General features: G+C 67.5%; 23 protein-coding genes. 17 read left to right on the forward strand and 6 right to left on the reverse strand.

Annotated elements, in window-relative coordinates; genetic code table 11:
• Window positions 1–8: 8 nt before the first annotated feature.
• The 10 genes from MF610_RS15425 to MF610_RS15470 all read left to right on the forward strand — a co-directional run bounded on the left by MF610_RS15425 (window position 9) and on the right by MF610_RS15470 (window position 9,377).
• Complete coding sequence (locus MF610_RS15425) at window positions 9–1,292, forward strand: flagellar hook protein FlgE (protein ID WP_242199715.1); 1,284 nt, start codon at window positions 9–11, stop codon at window positions 1,290–1,292.
• A 57-nt stretch (window positions 1,293–1,349) separates the two neighbouring features.
• Window positions 1,350–2,102 (forward strand): flagellar basal body rod protein FlgF, encoded by a 753-nt coding sequence (locus tag MF610_RS15430; protein WP_242199727.1) that lies wholly within the window; start codon window positions 1,350–1,352, stop codon window positions 2,100–2,102.
• 12 nt (window positions 2,103–2,114) lie between these two features.
• Complete coding sequence (gene flgG, locus MF610_RS15435; protein WP_242199730.1) at window positions 2,115–2,903, forward strand: flagellar basal-body rod protein FlgG; 789 nt, start codon at window positions 2,115–2,117, stop codon at window positions 2,901–2,903.
• Between the two features lie 70 nt (window positions 2,904–2,973).
• Complete coding sequence (locus MF610_RS15440; protein ID WP_242200329.1) at window positions 2,974–3,600, forward strand: flagellar basal body L-ring protein FlgH; 627 nt, start codon at window positions 2,974–2,976, stop codon at window positions 3,598–3,600.
• A 9-nt stretch (window positions 3,601–3,609) separates the two neighbouring features.
• The gene (locus MF610_RS15445; protein ID WP_242199733.1) at window positions 3,610–4,704 is read left to right on the forward strand and encodes a flagellar basal body P-ring protein FlgI; all 1,095 of its coding nucleotides are present in this window, start codon (window positions 3,610–3,612) and stop codon (window positions 4,702–4,704) included.
• Window positions 4,701–5,060, forward strand: coding sequence for a rod-binding protein (locus MF610_RS15450; RefSeq protein WP_242199736.1), 360 nt, complete (start codon window positions 4,701–4,703; stop codon window positions 5,058–5,060). Before MF610_RS15445 ends, MF610_RS15450 begins: the two co-directional genes overlap by 4 nt.
• Window positions 5,057–6,385 carry a flagellar hook-associated protein FlgK gene (gene flgK, locus MF610_RS15455; protein ID WP_242199739.1) on the forward strand — a complete coding sequence of 443 codons (1,329 nt, stop codon included), beginning with the start codon at window positions 5,057–5,059 and terminating at the stop codon, window positions 6,383–6,385. Before MF610_RS15450 ends, flgK begins: the two co-directional genes overlap by 4 nt.
• Window positions 6,386–6,393: 8 nt before the next feature.
• On the forward strand, window positions 6,394–7,386 hold the full coding sequence (flgL, locus tag MF610_RS15460) for a flagellar hook-associated protein FlgL (protein WP_242199741.1): 993 nt from the start codon (window positions 6,394–6,396) through the stop codon (window positions 7,384–7,386).
• 131 nt (window positions 7,387–7,517) lie between these two features.
• Window positions 7,518–8,381 carry a flagellar motor stator protein MotA gene (gene motA, locus MF610_RS15465; protein ID WP_242199744.1) on the forward strand — a complete coding sequence of 288 codons (864 nt, stop codon included), beginning with the start codon at window positions 7,518–7,520 and terminating at the stop codon, window positions 8,379–8,381.
• Between the two features lie 3 nt (window positions 8,382–8,384).
• Window positions 8,385–9,377: a flagellar motor protein MotB gene (locus tag MF610_RS15470; RefSeq protein WP_242199747.1), complete on the forward strand. Its 993-nt coding sequence runs from the start codon at window positions 8,385–8,387 to the stop codon at window positions 9,375–9,377.
• An 86-nt stretch (window positions 9,378–9,463) separates the two neighbouring features.
• Here MF610_RS15470 and MF610_RS15475 read toward each other — a convergent pair whose 3' ends face one another.
• The 3 genes from MF610_RS15475 to MF610_RS15485 form a co-directional block, all read right to left on the reverse strand.
• Window positions 9,464–12,274, reverse strand: coding sequence for a porin family protein (locus MF610_RS15475; protein WP_242199750.1), 2,811 nt, complete (start codon window positions 12,272–12,274; stop codon window positions 9,464–9,466).
• A gap of 103 nt (window positions 12,275–12,377) precedes the next feature.
• A complete protein-coding gene (locus tag MF610_RS15480) occupies window positions 12,378–12,755 on the reverse strand; it encodes a PaaI family thioesterase (RefSeq protein WP_242199753.1) in 378 nt (125 codons plus the stop codon).
• Window positions 12,752–13,195 carry a PaaI family thioesterase gene (locus MF610_RS15485; protein WP_242199754.1) on the reverse strand — a complete coding sequence of 148 codons (444 nt, stop codon included), beginning with the start codon at window positions 13,193–13,195 and terminating at the stop codon, window positions 12,752–12,754. The genes MF610_RS15480 and MF610_RS15485 overlap by 4 nt, the downstream gene beginning before the upstream one ends.
• A gap of 132 nt (window positions 13,196–13,327) precedes the next feature.
• On the opposite strand from MF610_RS15485, the gene MF610_RS15490 reads away from it, so the two are divergent.
• From MF610_RS15490 to MF610_RS15510, 5 genes are all read left to right on the forward strand, one after another.
• Window positions 13,328–13,483, forward strand: a complete 156-nt coding sequence (locus tag MF610_RS15490) for a hypothetical protein (RefSeq protein ID WP_242199756.1) — start codon at window positions 13,328–13,330, stop codon at window positions 13,481–13,483.
• A gap of 1 nt (window position 13,484) precedes the next feature.
• On the forward strand, window positions 13,485–14,429 hold the full coding sequence (locus MF610_RS15495; protein WP_242199758.1) for a hypothetical protein: 945 nt from the start codon (window positions 13,485–13,487) through the stop codon (window positions 14,427–14,429).
• A complete protein-coding gene (locus MF610_RS15500) occupies window positions 14,417–15,325 on the forward strand; it encodes a transposase (protein WP_242199760.1) in 909 nt (302 codons plus the stop codon). The genes MF610_RS15495 and MF610_RS15500 overlap by 13 nt, the downstream gene beginning before the upstream one ends.
• A gap of 33 nt (window positions 15,326–15,358) precedes the next feature.
• Window positions 15,359–15,979: a winged helix-turn-helix domain-containing protein gene (locus tag MF610_RS15505; RefSeq protein WP_242199762.1), complete on the forward strand. Its 621-nt coding sequence runs from the start codon at window positions 15,359–15,361 to the stop codon at window positions 15,977–15,979.
• Between the two features lie 63 nt (window positions 15,980–16,042).
• Window positions 16,043–16,816, forward strand: a complete 774-nt coding sequence (locus MF610_RS15510) for a crotonase/enoyl-CoA hydratase family protein (RefSeq protein ID WP_242199766.1) — start codon at window positions 16,043–16,045, stop codon at window positions 16,814–16,816.
• A gap of 6 nt (window positions 16,817–16,822) precedes the next feature.
• Here the strand turns inward: MF610_RS15510 and aguB are convergent, their stop codons facing one another.
• The gene (gene aguB, locus MF610_RS15515; RefSeq protein ID WP_242199770.1) at window positions 16,823–17,668 is read right to left on the reverse strand and encodes an N-carbamoylputrescine amidase; all 846 of its coding nucleotides are present in this window, start codon (window positions 17,666–17,668) and stop codon (window positions 16,823–16,825) included.
• Between the two features lie 12 nt (window positions 17,669–17,680).
• Window positions 17,681–18,646 (reverse strand): agmatine deiminase family protein, encoded by a 966-nt coding sequence (locus MF610_RS15520; RefSeq protein ID WP_242199771.1) that lies wholly within the window; start codon window positions 18,644–18,646, stop codon window positions 17,681–17,683.
• Between the two features lie 246 nt (window positions 18,647–18,892).
• Between MF610_RS15520 and fsa the strand changes: the two genes are divergently transcribed.
• Complete coding sequence (gene fsa / locus MF610_RS15525; protein ID WP_242199773.1) at window positions 18,893–19,546, forward strand: fructose-6-phosphate aldolase; 654 nt, start codon at window positions 18,893–18,895, stop codon at window positions 19,544–19,546.
• A 198-nt stretch (window positions 19,547–19,744) separates the two neighbouring features.
• On the forward strand, window positions 19,745–20,626 hold the full coding sequence (locus tag MF610_RS15530; RefSeq protein ID WP_242199775.1) for a tyrosine recombinase XerC: 882 nt from the start codon (window positions 19,745–19,747) through the stop codon (window positions 20,624–20,626).
• Between the two features lie 186 nt (window positions 20,627–20,812).
• Here the strand turns inward: MF610_RS15530 and MF610_RS15535 are convergent, their stop codons facing one another.
• Window positions 20,813–21,064 carry an ATP synthase F1 subunit epsilon gene (locus tag MF610_RS15535; protein WP_242199777.1) on the reverse strand — a complete coding sequence of 84 codons (252 nt, stop codon included), beginning with the start codon at window positions 21,062–21,064 and terminating at the stop codon, window positions 20,813–20,815.
• Window positions 21,065–21,174 lie beyond the last annotated feature (110 nt).

The raw sequence follows: 21,174 nt of genomic DNA on the forward strand, positions 1-21,174 counted from the left end.
CCTAACCCATGTCCTTCTACACTTCGCTCTCCGGTCTGAAGGCCTCGCAGGTCGACATGGCGTCGATCTCGCACAACCTTGCCAACGTCGGCACCACCGGTTTCAAGAAGAGCCGTGCCGAATTCGCCGACGTGATCGCGTCGAACCTTGCCGTGGCGCCGACGCAGATGGTCGGTTCGGGTACGGTGGTGAAGGGAAATCGCCAGCAGTTCGGCGAAGGCAACCTCGTCCAGTCGTCGTCGTCCCTCGACATCGCGATCGCCGGCGACGGCTTCCTGGCGCTCAAGCAGGACCCGACCAAGGAAGGGCTGACCTTCACCCGCAACGGTTCGCTGCGCGTCGATGCCAACCAGTTCGTCACCGATGCGCAGGGCGCGCGGTTGCAGGTCTATCCGGTCGACGGTTCGGGCAACGTCGTCGCGACGACCCGCGCGTCGCTGAGCGACCTCGTGCTCGCCAGCACCTCGGGCAAGGCCTCGGGCACCAACAACGTCGCGCTGGGCGTGAATCTCAACGCGCGGTCGGTCGTGCCGGAAACCGCGGCGTTCAGCCGGTTCGATTCGTCGAGCTACAACGAATCGATCGCCACCACCGTCTATGACGGTGCCGGCAATCCGATGACGATGACCACCTATCTGAAGCGCACCACCCCGCCGGTCGTCACCACGCCGCCTGCGGCTGAGGATCTGTCGAGCACGTGGGAAGCGTACAGCTTCGTCGGCGATCAGGAGATGAAGGTCGGCGCGACCCAGGCCGTACCGGTCACCTTCGACGCGACCGGAAAGCTGACGACGCCGGTTGCCACGACCTTCGACTCGTTCATGCCGGCCAGCGGCGTGGCGCAGCAGCAGATCACGCTGACCATCCCGACCACTTCGGCTGCGACTACCAAGCCGTTCAAGGTCGGTACCCAGACGCAGGACGGCATCGCCGTCGGCCGGCTGCAGGGCGTGACGATCAACGAAAAGGGCATCGTCACCGCCAGCTATTCGAACGGCGATACCAAGGCGCTGGGCCAGGTGGCGATGGTCACCTTCTCGAACTCGCCCGGCCTGCGCCAGATGGGCAACAGCAACTGGCAGGCGACCGGCCTGTCGGGCGAACCGACCTTCGCCAGCTCGGGCGAGAACGGCGCCGGCTCGCTGATGTCGGGCATGATCGAAGGGTCGAACGTCGACATCACCGAGGAACTGGTCGGCCTGATCGCCGCGCAGCGCAACTTCCAGGCGAACTCGAAGGCGCTCGACACCTCGAACCAGATCACGCGGTCGATCCTCGATCTGCGTGCTTAACTGCTGAAACTGGCATGACCCTTGCTGTGTAGCGAGGGTCATAGTTGGGAGGTTTCGATGGACCGGCTGGTCTACACCGCAATGTCGGGGATGCGTGGCCATATGGCCGCGCAGGCGACGATCGCGAACAATATCGCGAACGGCTCGACGATCGGGTATCGCGCGGACAAGATCGATTTCGAGCAGTTGTTGCTGAAGGGCAAGAACGGCGAGCTCGAAACCCGTTCGCCCTCTTCGGAGGAAGTGCGCGACATGGACCGCCGGGCCGGCGCGATCCTCGCGACCGGCCGCCCGCTCGACATCGCGCTGGAAGGCGACAGCTGGATGGCGGTGCAGGGTCCCGACGGCACCGAAGCCTATACCCGCCGCGGCGACCTGCAGGTTTCTGCCGCCGGCACGCTGGAGACCGGCGATCGCTTGCCGGTCATGGGAACCGGCGGCCCGATCACCGTGCCGCCGTACCAGGCGATCTCGATCACCGCGGATGGCCGGGTGATGATCGTGCCGCAGGGCGCGGCGCCGGGCACCCCCGATCAGGAGATCGGCCAGATCAAGCTTGCGAGCCCCCAGGGCAGCAATACCGTCAAGGGCATCGACAACCTGCTGCACGTTCGCGGCGGCGGGGTCCTGCCCGGCGACATGACCGCCAAGGTGCGCTCGGGCGCGCTGGAACAGTCGAACGTCAACATGACCCAGGCGCTGGTCGACATGATCGAGAACCAGCGCTCGTACGAAGTACAGGCGGGCATGTTGAAGCAGGCGAAGGAGATGGATGAATCCTCCGCCAACCTGATGCGCGTCCAGAGTTAAGGGAAACAGGACATGGCCAACGCCGCACTGCATATCGCCCGCACCGGGCTGGACGCCCAGGACACGCGGATGCGCGTCATCTCGAACAACCTGGCGAACGTCAACACGACCGGGTTCAAGCGCGACCGCGCGTCGTTCGAAACGCTGAGCTACCAGATCGTCACCGCACAGGGTGCCGCATCGACCCAGGAATCGCGCTATGCCACCGGCCTCAACCTCGGCACCGGCGTAAAGGTGCAGGGGACGGCCAGCATTCAGACGCAGGGCTCGCTCGCCTCGACCGGCAACACGCTCGACGTGGCGCTGGAAGGCGACGGCTATTTCCAGGTGCAGCTGCCCGGCGGGCAGCTGGGCTATACCCGCGCCGGCAATTTCAGCCGCTCGCCAGAGGGCATGCTGGTCACGACCGAAGGCTATCAGGTGATGCCCGGCATCACCCTGCCCGAAGGGGCGACCTCGATCACCATCGGCGGCGACGGCACGGTCAGCGCGACGATCCCCAACCAGACCGAAGCGACCCCAATCGGCCAGATCCAGGTCACGACCTTCGCCAATTCGGCGGGCCTCCAGCCGGTCGGCGACAATTTCCTGATCGAAACCGGCGCATCGGGCGCAGCGCAAACCGGCGTCGCCGGTTTGGATGGCCGCGCCCGCATCCGGCAGGGGATGCTGGAAGGATCGAACGTCAACGTCGTCGAGGAACTCGTCGACATGATCGAGACGCAACGCGCCTATGAGGTCAATTCCAAGATGATCTCGGCCACCGATGAAATGCTGAAATATGTCAACCAGAACATCTGACCCCGCGCGCGCCCGCGCGCTCGCAACGATCGCGCGCGTGTTCGCGCTTGCCGCGGTCGTGCTGGCGGCAATGCCGGCAACCGCCCGCCCGCTGTTCGGCAAGAAATTGCCGCCCGAGGATTACACCGCCTCGCGTCCCGCGGCACCGGTGGTCCCGGTCGTCGCGACCGGCGCGATCTTTCAGGCGGATCAGGGCTATGCCGCACTGTACGAAGGCTGGCGCGCCAAGAAGGTCGGCGACCCGCTGACCATCGTGCTGGTCGAACGCACCAGCGCGTCGAAATCGGCGGGCTCGAAGCTCGACAGCTCGGGTGGCTTCTCGGTCACCCCGCCGTCGGTCGGGCCGCTGTCGTTCGACCCGAACATCGCCAAGGCATCGGGCGGCCGCAATTTCGGCGGCACCGGTTCCGCCGACCAGACCAACGCACTGTCGGGCGAACTGTCGGTGACCGTCGCCGAAGTCTATCCCAACGGCACCATGCTGGTGCAGGGGCAGAAGCGGGTGACGCTGAACCGCGGCGACGAATTCGTCGCGATCAAGGGCGTCGTGCGCTCCGCCGATGTCGACATCAACAACCGCGTGCCGTCGACCCGCGTCGCCGATGCCCGCATCTCGTACACCGGCAAGGGCGATGTCGCCCGCGCCAGCCGGCAGGGGTGGCTCAGCCGCTTCTTCCAGGTCGTTAGCCCGTTCTAGGACCGCCCGATGCGCTTCCTGCTCGCCATCCTCGCCGCCGCCCTCCTGATCGTTCAGCCCGCCGCGGCGGAACGGGTCAAGGACCTCGGCCGCTTCCAGGGTATCCGCTCGAACCAGCTGACCGGCTACGGCATCGTCGTCGGCCTGCCCGGCACCGGCGACGACAATCTCGAATATACCGTGCAGTCGGTGAAGGCGATCACGTCGCGCATGGGGCTGCAGCTGCCGCAGGGGATGAACCCGGGGTTGAAGAACGCGGCGGTCGTCATGATCACCGCCGAACTGCCCGCCTTCGCCAAACCCGGCCAGCGGATCGACGTGACCGTCGCGTCGATGGGCAAGGCCAAGAGCTTGCGCGGCGGCGCGCTGGTCATGACACCGCTGATGGGTGCCGATGGGCAGATCTATGCGATGGCGCAGGGCAACCTCGCGGTCGGTGGCCTGGGGGCCGAGGGTGCCGACGGGTCGAAGATCGTCGTCAACATCCCCTCGGCCGGGCGCATTCCCGACGGAGCGACTGTCGAGCGCACCGTCGACACCGGCTTCGCTACCGCGCCGACGCTTACCTTCAACCTCGCGCAGGCCGACTTCACCACCGCGCAGAACGTCGCGGGTGCGATCAACCGTCGCTTCGGCGCCGGCACCGCGACCGCGATCGACGCGGTGTCGGTGGCGATGCGCGCCGCGCCCGGCGCCGATACCCGCTCGATGCTGATGAGCGAGGTCGAGAACCTGCCCGTCGAGTCGGCGGAAACCGCCGCGCGTGTCATCGTCAACGCCCGCACCGGCACCGTCGTCATCAACTCCGCCGTCCGCGTCTCGCCCTCGGCCGTCACCCACGGCAAGCTGACCGTGAAGATCGACGAGGACCAGCGCATCAGCCAGCCGGCACCCTTGAGCCAGGGCCAGACCGCCGTCGAGCAGAAGAGCGGCGTGACGGTCGAGCAGGAGGTCAAGCCGATGTTCCTGCTGGCGCCGGGTCCGAAGCTGGCCGACGTGGTGAAGGCGATCAACGCGATCGGCGCATCGCCCGCCGATCTGGTCGCCATCCTCGAGGCGCTGAAGGAATCGGGGGCCCTCAAGGCCGAGCTGGTCGTCCTGTGAGCGTGATCGGCGCGACGACCGGCATCGGGGTCGACACCAGCCGCATCGGTTCGAACAAGAACCTGAAGGCCGCGGGCGAACGCTTCGAATCGGTGTTCACCGGCATGATGCTGAAATCGATGCGCCAGGCGAAGCTCGCCGACGGCCTGTTCGAGAACAAGGCATCGGGCCAGTTCCGCGACATGTGGGACCAGAAGGTCGCCGAGAACATGGCGGTCACCACGCCGCTGGGCATCGGCAAGGCGATGACCGAGTTTCTGGCCCGGTCGCAGAAGGTTAACATGGCGGAAACCGCCAATTCGACGCAAGCTGAGCCGCAACCGGCCGTTAATCCCTCCGAAGGGAAGAGCGGATGAGCGACCTGCTGTCGATCGGCGCGAGCGGGGTCAGGGCCTATCAATCGGCGCTGACCACGACGTCGGATAACATCGCGAACGCCGGGACGACCGGCTATGTCCGCCGTACCGCCACGCTTGCCGAGGTGGGCGTCGGATCGTCGCGACAGACGAACGGCAGCGGCGTGGCGATCGCCGGCATCACCCGTTCGGCCGATGTGTTCCGATCGGCACAGGTACGGCAGACCACGTCAGACGTGACGCGCAGCGACGGCGGCGTCATGTGGCTCGAACGGATCGAAGCGGCACTGAACAGCCAGGCGCTGACCGACCGCATGACCGCGTTCTTCAACGCCGGCACCGCGCTGTCGGCCGATCCGTCGGCCGATGCGCCGCGCCGGTCGATGCTCGAGGCGGCCGAGGGCGTTGCCCAGGCATTTTTGGGCACCGTCTCCACGCTCGATGCCGCGTCCAAAACGCTCGACCTGACGGCCGGCGACGCAGCGGAAAAGGTCACCAACGCCGCCGCGGCGCTCGCCCGCATCAACGACGGGCTGGCGCGGGTCGCCAGCGGATCGACCGGACAGGCGCAACTGCTCGACCAGCGCGACCGGATGCTCGACGCCATGAGCGAGCTGACCGATATCGACGTCCAGTTCGATCCCGTCGGACGGGTGACCGTTCGCGCCGGCGGGACCGAAGGCCCGGTGATGGTCCACGGGATCGTGGCATCGACGGTGCAGTTCGGCCGCAGCGAATCGGGTCAGCCGATCTTCACCGTGATGCGCGGCGGGACCGAATACGGCCTTACCCCCAAGGGCGGCGGGATGGCGGGCATGATCGATGGCGCACAGCGGATCAGCGAGATGCGCGGCGAAGTGGTCGCCGTCACCAAGGCGTTCGTCGACGGCGTCAATGGTGCGCTCAATACCGGCGACGACCTGAACGGCGATCCGGGGGCCGACATGTTCCTGATCGACGATGCCGGGCGGGTCACGCGGGTGCTGAACGACCCCAAGCTGATCGGTGCCGCCACCACCGATGCCGGCCCGCGCGACAGCGGCAATCTCCAGACGCTAGCGACCATCCGCCGTACCGGCGCCTTCGAACAGTCCATCGTGTCGCTGCAATCGAGCAACGGATCGGCGCTGAAGGCGCGCCAGACCATTGCCGAGGCGCAGGGCGCGATCCGCGATTCGGCGGTCGACGCCCGCGATTCCGCTGCGGGCGTCAACCTCGACCAAGAGGCCGTCGACCTGATGCGCTTCCAACAGGCGTATCAGGCGTCCAGCCGCGTGATCCAGGTCGCGCGCGAGACGATCGATACCCTGCTTGCGATCCGATAGGACGAACGATGCAGATTTCCACCGCCAGCTTCTACAACCGGTCGACCAAGCAGATGTCGTTGCTCAACAACGACCTGAACCGGTTGAACACCGAATTGTCGACCCAAAAGCGGCTGAACGTCGCGTCGCAGGATTCGACGTCGTGGATGCTGCTGGGCGGCATCAAGAAGGACGACGCCGATTCCGCCGCGTTCCGCGCCAACATCACCTTGTCGCGCGGGCTGCTGGCGCAATCCGATACGGCGCTGGCCAATGCCGATGAACGGCTGGTGCGCGTCCGCGAACTGGCGACGCGCGCGAGCAGCGAGACGCTGAACGACAAGGACAAGGCCGCGATCGCGACCGAACTGACCGAGATTCGCGACGGGTTGCTGGCGATCGCCAACAGCCGCGACGTGCGCGGCCATCCCGTGTTCGGCGGCACCGGCGAAACCGCCTTTGCCCAGGACGCGACGACCGGCGCGATCACCTATACCGGCAACGCATCGGTCGCGAACGTCCGCATCGGCGAATCGAGCAACGTGCAGGTCGGGCTGGACGGCCGCCGGGTGTTCGGCGGCGATCCCGACACCCCCGGCACCGTCGATGTCTTTGCAATGATCGACGATCTGGTGAAGGCGATGGGTATTTCGTTCACCGAAGCGCCGGTCGATCCCGACGCGCCGCCGGTCGATCCGGCCAACCCGCCGGTGTTCGACCCTGCCGTGCCGCGTGCCGAATTCGCCACCAAGATCCGCACCGTGCTGGGCCAGCTCGACCGGGCGGAGGCACAGGTGACCTCGGCCCGCGCCTCGTCCGGCGCGCGCGCGGCCCGGCTGGAGATCGAATCGACGCAGCTCGATACCATCGGCCTCGACCGCGAGGAGGCGCGCAGCGCGCTGGAAGATACCGATCTGTCCACGACGATGGTCGAATTTCAGAAGACGGTCACCATCCTCAGCGCGACGCAGGCGAGCATCGCCAAGCTCGCCGGCCTGTCGCTGTTCAACTACCTCAAGTGAATGCTGACCGGCCTTTTTACCTGATTTGCGGCCGGTAACGATTTCTCGACCTCTATCGTGGAAAAGGGGGATCGCATGACGCGCCGCACCCTGCGACGCGGCAGTTCGTAACCCCAGGGGGCAAGCGCCACATGTTTCCGGCTATCGGCTTAGTCGTCCTACTCGCCATGGTGTTCGGCGGGTTCGCGTTCACCGGCGGTGACCTCGGCCCCGTGATGCATGCCCTGCCGCACGAGATGCTGATCATCGGCGGTGCCGCCGTCGGCGCGCTGATCATCGGCAATTCCGGCCGCGAGCTGAAGGGGATGGGCGGCGGCTTCATGAAGGTCATGAAGGGCCCCAAGTACAAGAAGCAGGACTATCTCGACGCGATCTTCCTCGTGTCGAAGCTGATGAAGATGCTGCGCGCCGAAGGGCCGATCGCGCTCGAACCGCATGTCGAGGACCCGAAATCGTCGTCGGTGTTCGGCGAATATCCCCGCCTGATGAAGGACCATACGCTGGTCAACCTGATCGCCGACACGCTGCGCCTCGTCGTCGTGTCGTCGGGCACGCTCGACGTACATGCGGTCGAAGAGGTCATGGACAACGCCATCAAGACGCACCACCACGAGGAACAGGGGCCGCAAACCACGCTGCAGGGCCTCGCCGACGCGTTGCCGGCGCTCGGCATCGTCGCCGCCGTGCTGGGCGTGGTGAAGACGATGGGATCGATCGACAAGCCGCCCTCGATCCTTGGCGGCATGATCGGGTCGGCGCTGGTCGGCACGTTCCTCGGCATTCTGCTCGCCTACGGTCTGGTCGGTCCGCTTGCGACGCGGCTGCAACAGGTGATCGATGCCGATGCCGCCATCTATCACGTCGTAAAGCAGATCATCATCGCCTCGCTCCACGGCCATCCGCAGCCGCTGGTGATCGAAGCGGCGCGTTCGGGCATCGCGCATCACAACCAGCCCGGCTTCGCCGAAGTCTTCGACGGCCTGCGCGGGCGCTGATCCATGGCCCGCGCTCCGCACGGCAATAACCAGCCGCCACCCATCATCATCGTCAAGAAGATCATCGAAGCCGGCCATGGCGGCCATCACGGCGGCGCGTGGAAGGTCGCCTATGCCGATTTCGTGACGGCGATGATGGCGTTCTTCCTGCTGATGTGGCTGCTGGGTGCCACGACCGAGAAGCAGCGCAAGGGGCTGGCCGATTATTTCGCGCCGACGCTGGTCACCGTGAAGGCGGGATCGGCGGGGTCGAACGGGCTGTTCGGCGGCGAATCGATCGTCGACCAGGACAGCTATCCCCACCGCGCCGCACAGACCGGCACCCGCTCGCTGACCATTCCCGTCGACGCCAATGGCGGCGCGAAGGAAGGCGCCGGCGAAAAGGGCCGGTTGAAGAAGAAATCCGAAATGACCGAATCCGACAAAAAGGCCTTCGAACGCGTCAAGCGGACGCTGGCACAGCGGATGGCGAGCAACGCCGAACTGCGCAAGCTGGCGCGCAACGTCCGCTTCGTGCCGACCCATGACGGGGTGCGCATCGACCTGGTCGACAATGCCGATTACTCGATGTTCGCGCTCGGCACGACCGCCCTCGCCCCCGAAGCGTCCAAGCTGATGACGATGATCGCGCAGACGGTGCGCGACCTGCCCAACACGATCATGATCCGCGGCCATACCGACGCCGTCGCCTATGGCCGGCCGCAGGACATGAACAACTGGATGCTGTCGTCGGGCCGGGCCGAAGCGACCCGCCGCCGCCTCGCGCTGGGCGGGGTCGGCGAGCGCCGCTTCGAACGGATCGAGGGCGTGGCCGATCGCGAACCGATGATCGCGAAAGACCCCTACGACCCGCGCAACCGTCGCGTCGCGATCACCCTGTTGTATCAGGAAACGGCTGGCTTTGGCGGTCGGCAGCGTATGGCCAGCATCGACAGCGAACCCGCCGCCCGTGCCGAAGTACCGCGGCCGGGCGTGGAGCATGGCGCAACGCATTGATCGGTGCGGCGGTCGTATCTGCTGTAGCTTCGTCATCCCCGCCTGCGCGGGAATGACGCAGCGCGTCGTGGCGATTCGCCCTACGCCTAGAAGAACAGCTTCCGAAAGGTGACGCGCACCACCCGGCCGAGCGGGTCGATGAAGCCCGGCTGGAAACGGAACGGTACTTCGCCGTCGGGACCGGTCACGCGCTGGCGGGCATTGAACAGATTGTCGACGCTGAGGCTGATCCGGCTTCCACGTAGCCAGCCATTGCTGCGCACCCACGACGGTTGCTCGCCCGGATTGACGAACAGCCGCAGGTTGACCCGCGCGAGGCTGCCGAAATCCAGCGCCTGCGCGCCCGTGGTGCCACCGTTCACCTGCGTGCCCTCACGCCAGTCGATGCCGAAATTGGCGCCATAGCCGTCCCGGGTATAGCCGCCACGGAGCTGAACCTGATGGCGCGACGTGCCGCCGGTGTCGCCGGTCGCCGATCCGTTGAGCAGGTCCAGCTCGGGAAGGCCGGGTCGGATCAGGATCCGGTCGGTGAAGACGATCGTGTGGTAGAGGCTGACCCGCAGTCCGCCGCCGCCACCACCACCGCCCGGCCCGCCGAACCCGCGGCCGGGGCCGCCGAAGCCGCGACCTCCGCCGCCACCCTGTCCGCCCGGCCCGCCAAAGCCGCGGCCCTCGCGCGGGCCGTCACCCGGTGGCGGGGGGGGCGGGGCATCGCTGGTCGGGCGTCCGGCCTCGGCCGCGTCGCGCGCCGCACGCCGTGCCTCCATGCGCGCCTGCCGCTGGGCATCGGCGGCACGCGAACGCGCGGTGGTGATCCGTTGGAAGAAGTTCAGCCCGTAGCGAAGCTGGCTGTTCTCCGCCCGCGCGAAATTGATCGAACGCGTGTCGAGCCGGATCAGCGTCCCGTCGGCATCGCGCACGAACCGGTCGGGAAAGGCGTTCTGAATCTCGGCGGTGATCGCCGGGAAACCCTGGATCGGATTGTCGGTCCGCTCCGACAGATAATCCGCCTGGAACGTCAGGTTGCGCGCGCTCCACGGCTTGATGTTCAGCCCCAGCTTGAAGCTCTTGTTGGTTTCGGCGACCAGCGCGGCATTGCCGCCGGTCACCGTGGTCACGTCGACGCTTTGGCCCAGGACGTAATCGAACACCCGCACGAACGGGGTGACGACCGTCGGATTGCCGAGCTGCTGCTGGGTCGGCGCATTCTCTTCGGTGGTGAAGTTGGCGATGATCCGGACCGGCGTGACCGGCTGCCAGTTGACGCCATAGCCATAGGTGGTGAGCGTGCCGAAGTCCGACAGCTGCTCCAGCTCGACATTGCCGTTCAGCGACAGCCGCCCAAGGAAGCTCAGCACCCCGTTCTGGGCATTGGCGATCGGCAGGTCGATATTGGCACGTACCGATCCCGAATCGCGACCGAGTTCGACGCTGCTGTCGATCCCCGAACGCTGTGACTGGCTGCTGAAATCGGTGGTACGCGCGGCCAACCGGATGCTGGCATTCGCTTCGCCGGCGGGCAGGGAGAATGGCGATCCCGACGCCAACCCCTCGATCGCGCCCGCGCTCGACACCGATCGCGCGCGATCGGCAATGCGCAGGAAGCTGCCCAGATCGCCGAACGGGCTGGCGGTCCCGGCCAATATACCGGCCTGCAATGCGGTGGCATCGACGCCGCGTTCGGTCCGCGTCTCGCTCTCGGTGCGGTCGTAGCTGCCGTTCAGCGTCCAGCGCCACCGCCCGATGTCGCCGTTCAACACCACGCCCAGATTGGCGGTCGTCGTCTCGGCATTGCGACGCAGCGGATCGGTGTCGGCATAGCGCAACACGCGCACGTCGTTGTCGAACGGCGAGAAGGGCGAAGTACCGGGCAGGGTCAGCGAGAGGCTGGGCAGGCCCAGCAGCGATTCGCTGCGATTATGCTCGACGCGCCCGTTCACCGTCGCCGCCACGTTGCCGAATACGTTGCGGCTATAGACCGCGTTGGCCGAAAACCGGTCGCTCTGCGCCTGCAACGTACGGAACGGCGTGGTATCGGTGATATTGGGATTGCCCGCCGCGGCGGCGAACCCGGCCAGCGTCGGCGACCCCGCCGGAACGCCCGCGATCGTGGCGGTGCCGAGCGCCGGATCGATCGCCGCGCCGCTGACCGTCGAGGTGACGTTACCGGTCAGGTCGAACGGCGTGCCCGTTGGATTGAGCGCGATGCCACGCTCGCTCTCCAGCAGGTTGGAGGTCGTCTCCGCCTGAAGGTTCAGGTTGAAGCGCTTGTCGCGGTCGATGCGGACGAGGCCGCCTTCCGCCTCGAAGTTGCTCGATCCCCCGTCGGTCGGCGCGCTGCCCTCCAGTTCGCCGGTATAGCTGCGGAAGCGCGGGCGCAGCACGAAGTTGATGACCTTCTGATCGGCGCGATAGCCGAATTTCAGCGCCACTTCCTCGGGCAGGATATCGACGCGCAACAGTGCCTCTGGCGGGAAGTCGGCAATCTCGCGCACGCCCGCCGATCGCCGTCCGTTGATCAGAATCACCGGGTCGCCGCCGCGCACCGACTGCGTCTGCGGGGCGAGTTCGCTCAACAGGTCGGTGATCGAATTGGTGCCGTAGCTGCGGATGTCGGCCGGGGTCAGCTGCAATTCGGGTTTGATGTCACCCGGCACGGCGCCCGGTAGCCGGCGACCGGTGACGACGATTTCATCGACCTCGCCTTCGGCGTCGGTGCCGGCAGCACCGGTTCCGACCGGGTCGGGCGTCTGCGCCGGGGTCTGTGTGGTCGGGGTGAGCGGGGTGACCGGTGGCGTCTGCGCGGTCGTGGTCGGTGGCGCGACCGACGCCGTCTGCGCGGCCCACGCCGCCGGCGCCGTTCCCAAAGCCAGTACCACCAACGTCCATCGCGCCATGCGCATTCCTTCCAAACCCTGTCCGCGTCGAGGCGGTATCAGGGGCGTTACGGTCCAAATGTCGCACAACTATCGCGCGGGATGAAAATATCCGGGCGAAGGCCTATCGCTTGAGCAGATAGTTCAGATGCGCCGCCGCGATCGGACGGTCGCGATCGTCCTGCCACGCGGTCGCGGTGACATTGGCGATCCGCGCGCCCAGCCGGGTGACGGTCCCGCCGGCAAAGGTCGTCCGCTCGCGCCCGCCGCGCATATAGTCGATGGTGACGTTGATCGGCTTGATCGTCGCATGGTCGTCGCCCAGCGCGGCGCGCAGCGCAGCCCATGCCGCCATCTCCAGCATCCCGCCGATCGCGCCGCCGTGCAGGAAACCGGGGCGGCCGAGCAGGTCGCCGGCAAACGGCATCGTCACGATCGGATGGCCGCGGTCGTCGGTGTCGAACGTCAGGCCGAGCAGTTCGGCATAGGGGGACAGCGTCATGCCGCAGCGTCCAGCAGCATGAAGGTGCCCGCGACATGCGCGACCGGATCGTCGGGATCGCCGTCATGCGCGATGCCGCGCACGAACGCGACCTGCCGTGCGACGCGGTAGCATTCGCCGCGCCCGACGACCGTCCGCCCCGCCGTCGCCGGCCGCAGATAGTCGAGCCGGAGGTCGAGCGTCGCATGCGGCAGGAACGCGCCGCGCTTCAGCCACACGCCGACGCTGGTCGCCATGTCCATCAGCGTGACGATCGGCCCCGACGCCAGCACGCCGCGCGCCGGATCGCCGACCAGGTCGTCGCGAAACGGCAGCAGCAGTTCGCACCAGTCGGCCCCATGCGCCTGATAGCCGATGCCCAGCCGCGACCCATGGCCGCCGATGCGGGCGGCGAAGAAGCGGGCGGGATCGAACCCGGGGGGCAGGCTGAAAGCGGTCATCCCCGTTTCCTTAGATCGGATCGCGGCCGGGTTGAAGCGGCGAACCATAACAGCTTTGTAACTAGGGCGCGGCGGGGCGCGGCCATAGGGTCGGGGCGGCGGCGCATCGGTGTCGCGCAAGGGGGAAACACGATGCCGCTCGTCACCATCGCCATGGCCGATATCGTCGAATTGGGGACACAGGTCGCGACAACCGGCGCGATCCGCGCGGCGGAGGCGTCGGGCGATCAGGTCTTCGAATATATCATCGCCGTCGCGATGCTGGTGTACGAGATGTATCCCAACTGACATGCCTGCGCCGATCGAAGCGGGGTTGCGCGATGCGATCGCCGCGGCGCGGGAGCGTTCGTTGGCGGCGGGTCGTGCGTGGATCGACGACGCGGCGCTCCGCGCGGTAACGGCGCGCTTCACCGATATTCCGACGCTGGCCGAGGGAGAGGCCGCGGCACGGGCGTTGGTGGAGGATGCCGGCTGGGTTGCCGCGTTGCTGGGCCCGTGGATCGCCCGGCTACGGGGCGATCCGCTGTTCGAACCGCCGTTCAAGAGCCAGCGCGACGCGTTGCGTACCGGCATGGTGCTGGCCGAGACGCCGGCCGCGAGCGTGACGATGGCGGCGATCGATTCGTTCGCCCCGGCGGCGCGGGTACTGCCCGATACGGTGGTGGTCGGTGGGCGGGTGTCGTGGACGCGCTACATGCGCGGCGGCGAGGCGCGGCTATGGCGCTGGCGCGCCGATGCCGTCGACGCGAACTGGCATGGCGGGGTGGCGGCACCCGCGCGCCCGCTAGCGGTGCGTCCGCTGACCGACGGGGCGGTGGTGCGGATCGACGGGCGGCAGGAGGCGATGCTGCTGGTCGATCCGTCGGCGCCGATCGTGTCGGTCACGGTGACGTTGCGCGTGGGCGCGGCGCCGTTCCTGCGCGAATATGACCGCCTCGGCGGCGCGCTGGTCCGCGTGGCGACGCTCGACGACGCGGCCGCGCGCAGCACGATGCTGCTGACGTTGCTGCGCGAACTAGGGCAGGGCGATGCAGCCGTGTTCGACGCCCTGTCGCGCGATCCCGCCTTCTTCGTCCGCTGGGACGCGATGCGCGAATGGCTGGCGGCCGACGCCCGCAGCGCCTTGCCCCGGCTTCGCACCATGACCGGCGATCCGCACCCGGAGGTACGGACGGCGGCGCAGGCGATGTTGCCGGTGGTCGAGGCGCGGATGGGGGCGGCATGGCCCGGCTGATCGATCCGGGCAGCGGCGATGCGATCGACCTCGACGATCTGGTCGACCTGCTGGCCGCCGAACCGATCGACGTGCGCGACGAGGATGCGTTCGCCTCGCTCGGGTCCGCGCTCGCCCGGCTGGGGCGCAACCGCCACTTTCTCGCCGACCTTGCGCTTGCCGAATTGAAGCAGCGTTGTCGCGGGCAGGTTGATGGCAATGCCTATGGCGCGCAGGTCCTGCTGCTGCGCCCGCCGGACGGCCGGTTCGTGCTGCGCGCCAATTTCTGGCCGGCGGCGCAGGACCGCGCGCTGCGCGCCGGCGGGCGGGCGGCGTTCTTCTACGACCTGCCGCACGACCATAATTTCCCGTTCCTGACGGTCGGCTATCATGGGCCGGGCTATTGGAGCGACGATTACCGTTACGACGTCACGCGCATCGACGGCCGCGTCGGCGAGCCGGCGGGGTTGCGCCATGTCGGGCGCTCCCGGCTCGATCCGGGCAAGGTGCTGCTCTATCGCATGCGCGACGACGTGCATGTGCAGTTGCCGCCCGACGCCTTTTCGGTGTCGCTCAACATCCTCGGCTATGACGCGGCGCAGCCCTGGCTCGATCAGTATCGCTTCGACATTCGCGGCAACACCATCGCGCAGGTGCTGACCTCGACCCCGGCCGAGGCGCTGGTGACGCTGGCGGTCGGTGCCGACCTGCCCGGCGGAATCGATCTGGCCGAACAGTTCGCCACGCACCATCCCTGTGAGCGGATGCGGATCACCGCGCTCGACGCGCTGGTGCGCAGCGGCCCCGATCCGCTGGCGGCACTGTACCGCGCGACCGCCGATCCGTCGCGGGGGGTGGCGGACCATGCCCGGCGGATGGTCGAACAGTTCGATCCGGATCGGACGCAGTTGTCCTGATCGGACGGATGTGGGTGGCTAAGGATGGCGTCGATGCAGTTCGTCGCGATCCTCGATCCCATGCCGGCGTTGATCGCCCCGGCCCGGCGTCGCGGCATCGCGCTGCGTCCGCTCGCGGAGGTGCCGCAAGCCCCGGTGCGGCTGGCCCGCTGGCGACGGGGCGAGGAAGGGGCGCCGGCCCGCTTGCGCCGCATCCGCGCGAGCGCCGATGCGGTGCGCGCAATGCTGCTCGTCGAGGATGAGGCGGCGCTTGCCGCCGGCCTCGACGCCGGGGCCGACGATGCCGCGCTCGAACGCGCACATCCGGTCGAGATCGTCGCGCGGCTGCTCGCCCTGTTGCGCGCGACGCGGCACGACCGGTTGCTGACGATCGGCGACCTCGCGATCGACCGCGCGACCCGGACGGTGCGACGCGGCGGCGTCCAGCTGAACCTGCTTCCCCGCGAATATGCCGTCCTGCTCCACCTTGCCGACCATGCCGGTAGCGCGGTGCCGCGCGCGGACCTGCTGCGGGCAGTCTGGGCGCGCGATTTCGATCCGGAAACCAACGTCGTGCAGGTGCAGATGTCGCGGCTGCGTGCGAAGCTCGATGCCGCCGGGCCGCCGATACTGCATACCGATCGCGGGCGCGGCTATCGGTTGGGTGACGCATAGCGCCTATCCTTTCCGCCCGACCCCCGATAGCGTCGCGGGCCAAGCGATGGAGAGGGTTCGCCGATGACACGGGTGACGATGAGCGTGACCGACGGGATTGCCGAGGTCCGGCTGACCCGCGGGGACAAGATGAACGCGACCGACCCGGCGATGTTCGATGCGCTGATCGACGCGATCGACACGCTGCAAACCTCGTCCGCGCGTTGCGTCGTGCTGTCGGGTGAGGGGCGGGCGTTCTGTGCCGGGCTCGACATGGCCAGCATGGCGGCCGGTGCCGCCGGCATCGACCTCGCCACGCGCAGCCACGGTCCGGCGAACCGGGTGCAGCAGGTTGCGTGGGGCTGGCGCACGTTGCCGATGCCGGTGATCGCGGCGGTCCACGGGCTGGCGTTCGGCGGGGGCATGCAGATCATGGCCGGCGCCGATATCCGCATCGCCGCGCCCGACACCCGCTTCGCGATCATGGAGGCGAAATGGGGGCTGGTCGCCGATATGGCGGGCTTCGCGCTGTGGCGGGGCGTGCGCAGCGACGCGTTGCGCGAACTGGCCTACACCGCGCGCGAGTTTGACGGGGCCGAGGCGCAGGCGACGGGGTTCGTCACGCGACTGGCGGACGATCCCTACGCCGCGGCGCTGGACCTCGCCCGTACCATCGCCGGACGCAGCCCTGACGCGGTCCGCGCGGCCAAGCGGCTCGCCAACCTTGCCGACGATGCCGATGCCAGGGCGATCCTCGCGGCCGAAAGTGCGGAGCAACAAGCATTGCTCGGCCGCCCGAACCAGGTCGAGGCGGTGCGCGCCGGAATGGAACGACGCGCGCCTGGCTCCACCGACTGACCGGCGTCAGATATCCTGCACCAGCCGCCCGTACAGTTCCGGCCGGCGATCGCGGAAGAAGCCGAACGCGGCGCGGTGGCGCTTTACCCGGTCAAGGTCGAGCGTCGCGATGATCACGCCCTCTTCCTCGCGGTCCAGCTCGGCGAGGATGTCGCCGCGCTCGTCGGTGATGAACGACGTGCCGTAGAAGGTCTGGCCATGTTCGACGCCGACGCGGTTCGCGGCAACCACCGGCACGACGTTCGACACCGCATGGCCGACCATCGCACGACGCCACAGCCGCGCGGTGTCGAGGCTGGTGTCGTGCGGTTCGCTACCGATCGCGGTCGGATAGAACAGCACCTGCGCCCCCATCAGCATCAGCGCACGGGCGGTTTCGGGATACCATTGGTCCCAACAGATGCCGACGCCCAGCTTGGCCGGACCGTCCCATACCTTGAACCCGGTATTGCCAGGCCGGAAATAGAATTTCTCCTCATATCCCGGCCCGTCGGGGATATGGCTTTTGCGATACACGCCCTGGATGCGACCGTCGGGATCGATCATCGCCAGGCTGTTATAATGGTGCGGGCCGTCGGCTTCGAAAAAGCTGGTTGGAATCGAGATGTTCAACTCGCGCGCCAGTTCCTGCATCGCCAGCACCGCCTTGTGCTCTTGCGTAGGCCTGGCATTGGCGAACAGGCCTTCATCCTCGACGCGGCAGAAATATTCGCCCTCGAACAATTCGGGCGGCAGCACGACCTGCGCCCCGCGCGCCGCCGCTTCGCGCACCAGACGCGAGACGTTGGCGATGTTGCGATCGATATCGGCGGTGAAGCCGAGCTGCAGCGCGGCGACGGTAATCTGGGTCATGACGGTCCTTGGTTACGCCGGAATCTGCTGGCTGATGCAGTGGAAGCTGCCGCCCCCGGTCAGGATATGGTCGGCGCGCAGCCCTACGACCTCGTGGTCAGGGAAGAGTTCGGCGAAGGCGGCGACCGCCGCATCGTCGGTGCCGGTGCCATAGAGCGGCACGACCACCGTCGCATTGCCGATATAGAAGTTCATGTGGCTGCCCGGGATGATCTCTTCCTCGGGCGACAGCACGCGGCCGGGCGAGGGGACCAGCACCACCTCGACACCGAACGCCTTCGCCCGCGCGGCCGCATCCTGATAGATGCGCCAGTTCGGATCATTCTCTGCGGCCTCCGGAATCGCCAGCCGGTTCGGCCCGACGAAGCGCGCCAGATTGTCGACATGGCCATCGGTATGGTCGTTGAGCAGCCCGTCGCCCAGCCACAGCACCCGGTCATAACCGAGATCGTCGTGCAGCCGCCGTTCGGCCGCGTTCTTGTAGAAGCCGGTGTTGCGATTGGGGTTGAGCAGGCATTGCTCGGTCGTCACGACGAGGCCCGTGCCATCGCCGTCCAGCGCGCCGCCCTCGACCACCCAGTCGTGATCGGCGATCGCCATCCCGCGCTCGCGTGCCAGCCGCAGCCCGATATCGTCGTCGCCCGGCAGGTCGTATTTCCCGCCCCAGCCATTGAAGCGGAAGCGGTGCGCGGTGCCGTCGCCACCGACGATCGGCCCGGTATCGCGCAGCCAGATATCGCCGAACGGCTCGACCACCACCTGTGCGAACGGCGCACGGCCGCGGGCATCGTCGGCGGCCTCCAGATCGGCGGCGACCAGGATCACCGTCTCGCCACGGCCATCGGCATGGACCGCGCGGGCAAAGGCGACCACCTCGTCACGGGCGGGGTCGAGGTCCTCCTGCCACAGTTCGGCGTGGCTGGGATAGCCGATCCATACGGCGGCGTGGCGGGCCCATTCGGGTTTCGGCGCGGTCATGCGCGCGGAAATAGTGGATCGTGGAGCCGAGGAAAAGGGGCGCCGATCGACGATCCATGCCGCCATTGCGTCACCCCGGGCTTGATCCGGGGTCCCGCTTTTTCTGCCGTCGGACAAGAAGCGGGACCCCGGATCAAGTTCGGGGTGACGAAGGGTGTATTCCTGTCACCCCGGCAAACCTTGCTCCAGAAGCGGCGATGGGCGATGGGGCCGCCATCGCTTCCATCCGCCCGGAGCCCGAGTCCCATGAAATTCTTCGTCGATACCGCCGATACCAACGACATCCGCGAACTGGCCGATACCGGTCTGCTCGACGGCGTCACCACCAACCCGTCGCTGATCCACAAGTCGGGCCGCGATTTCCTAGAGGTCGTCCGCGAAATCTGTTCGATCACGCCGGGACCGGTGTCGGCCGAAGTGGTCGCGCTCGATCACGCAGGCATGATGCGCGAGGCCGAAATCCTGCGCAAGATCGCCGACAATGTCGCGGTCAAGGTGCCGCTGACCATCGATGGCCTGAAGACCTGCAAGGCGCTGACCGATGACGGCACGATGGTCAACGTCACCCTGTGCTTCTCGGCCAACCAGGCGCTGCTGGCGGCGAAGGCCGGCGCGAGCTTCGTCTCGCCGTTCGTCGGGCGGCACGACGATATCGGCTTCGATGGCATGGGCCTGATCGCCGATATCCGCATGATCTACGACAATTACGATTTCGGCACCGAAATCCTCGTCGCCAGCGTCCGTCACCCGATCCACGTCCTCGAATCGGCGAAGATGGGCGCCGACGTGATGACCGCGCCGCCATCGGTCATCCGCGCGCTGGTCAAGCATCCGCTGACCGACAAGGGCATCGAAGGCTTCATGGCCGACTGGGCCAAGTCGGGCCAGCAGATCGGCTGATCGGAGGCATGGAATTGTAGCCCAACCGTTCGTGCGGAGTGGGGGCCGAGCTTGTCGAAGACCCGTATCGAAGCATTTGGTAAGCGGTCCTTCGATATGCCCCTTCGACAGGCTCAGGGGCTACTCAGGACGAACGGTTGCGCACGGCTCGCCGCGTTCTAATCGACAGCGCCCGTCGGGTGTCGCTATCGAAAGGCCGTGACGCAGCCGCTCCCCCTTCTATTCGCCACCCATCTCGCCCGTGACCGGCGCCGGTCGGCGCATACCGTGCGGGCCTATGCCGCCACCGCCGAGCGGCTGATCGCGTTCCTGCAAGGCCATTGGGGCGGGGCGGTCGATGCCGCGGCGATCGGCCGGATATCCGCCGCCGACCTGCGCGCCTTCCTCGCGCATCGCCGCGGCGAGGGGCTGGGCAATGCCGGCGCCGCGCGCGAATTGTCGGCGGTGCGCGGCTTCATCGCCTTTGTCGGGGGCGAGGCACCGCCGCTACGCGGCCCCCGCGTCGCGAAAACCGTGCCGCGCCCGATCTCGCCCGACGAAGCCATCGCGCTGGCGCAGGAGGTCACCGATGCCGCTGCCGAACCATGGATCGGTGCGCGCGACTGGGCGGTCCTGTTGCTGCTCTACGGTGCCGGGCTGCGCATCGGTGAGGCGCTGTCGCTGACCGGGCGGGCGCTGCCGCTGGGGGCGACGCTGACCGTCACCGGCAAGCGCGACAAGACCCGCGTCGTGCCGCTGCTGCCGCCGGTACGCGCCGCTGTCGAGGCCTATGTCGCGCAGCAGCCATGGGGCACTGCCCGCGACGCCCCATTGTTCCGCGGGGCGAAGGGCGGGGTGCTCGACGCCGGGGTGGTGCGCAAGGCGGTGCGCGCGGCGCGGGTGGCGCTGGGGCTGGGCGAGCGGACAACGCCGCATGCGCTGCGCCACAGCTTCGCGACGCATCTGCTGGGGCGGGGGGCGGATCTGCGCTCGCTACAGGCGCTGCTCGGTCATGCCAGCCTGTCGTCGACGCAAATCTACACCGCGGTCGATGCGGCGCATCTGCTCGATGTGTATCGCAACGCGCATCCGCATGGGTGAGGTTGTGGCCATGACGGGGAGACCCCAGCCTGCGCTGGGGTGACGCTCGTGGTCGGGCAGGACTTGTCCCAAACGTCACCCCAGCGCAGGCTGGGGTCTCCTCGCAATTGTCGCCAACCCAAAACACGAACGCCGCGCCAGACCCTCGGTCCGACGCGGCGTTCGCCTGAAATTATCGAAAGGACCTTACCCCGCCTGTTCGGCAAGGATCGTCAGCCCCTTGGCGGTGACCTCCGCAAAGCCACCGCGGATCGCGATACGTTCGGCCTCGCCTTTTTCGGTGCGCTGGACCAGCACATCGCCGTCGCGGATCGTCGACATGAACGGCGCATGGCCCTCCAGGACGCCGAAGTCGCCTTCGGTGCCCGGCACGGTGACCATATAGACCGATTCCGACCGCACCAGCTTTTCGGGGGTCACGAGTTCGAAGTGTAGCATTTCTAACACCTTACTCCCTCTCCCCTTCAGGGGAGAGGGCCGGGGAGAGGGGCTTTCGGGAGAGGCGTCGCGCTGCCCCTCTCCCTAACCCTCTCCCCTGAAGGGGAGAG

The organism is Sphingomonas hankookensis (assembly GCF_022664465.1).
GTDB classification, from domain to species: Bacteria; Pseudomonadota; Alphaproteobacteria; order Sphingomonadales; family Sphingomonadaceae; genus Sphingomonas; species Sphingomonas hankookensis.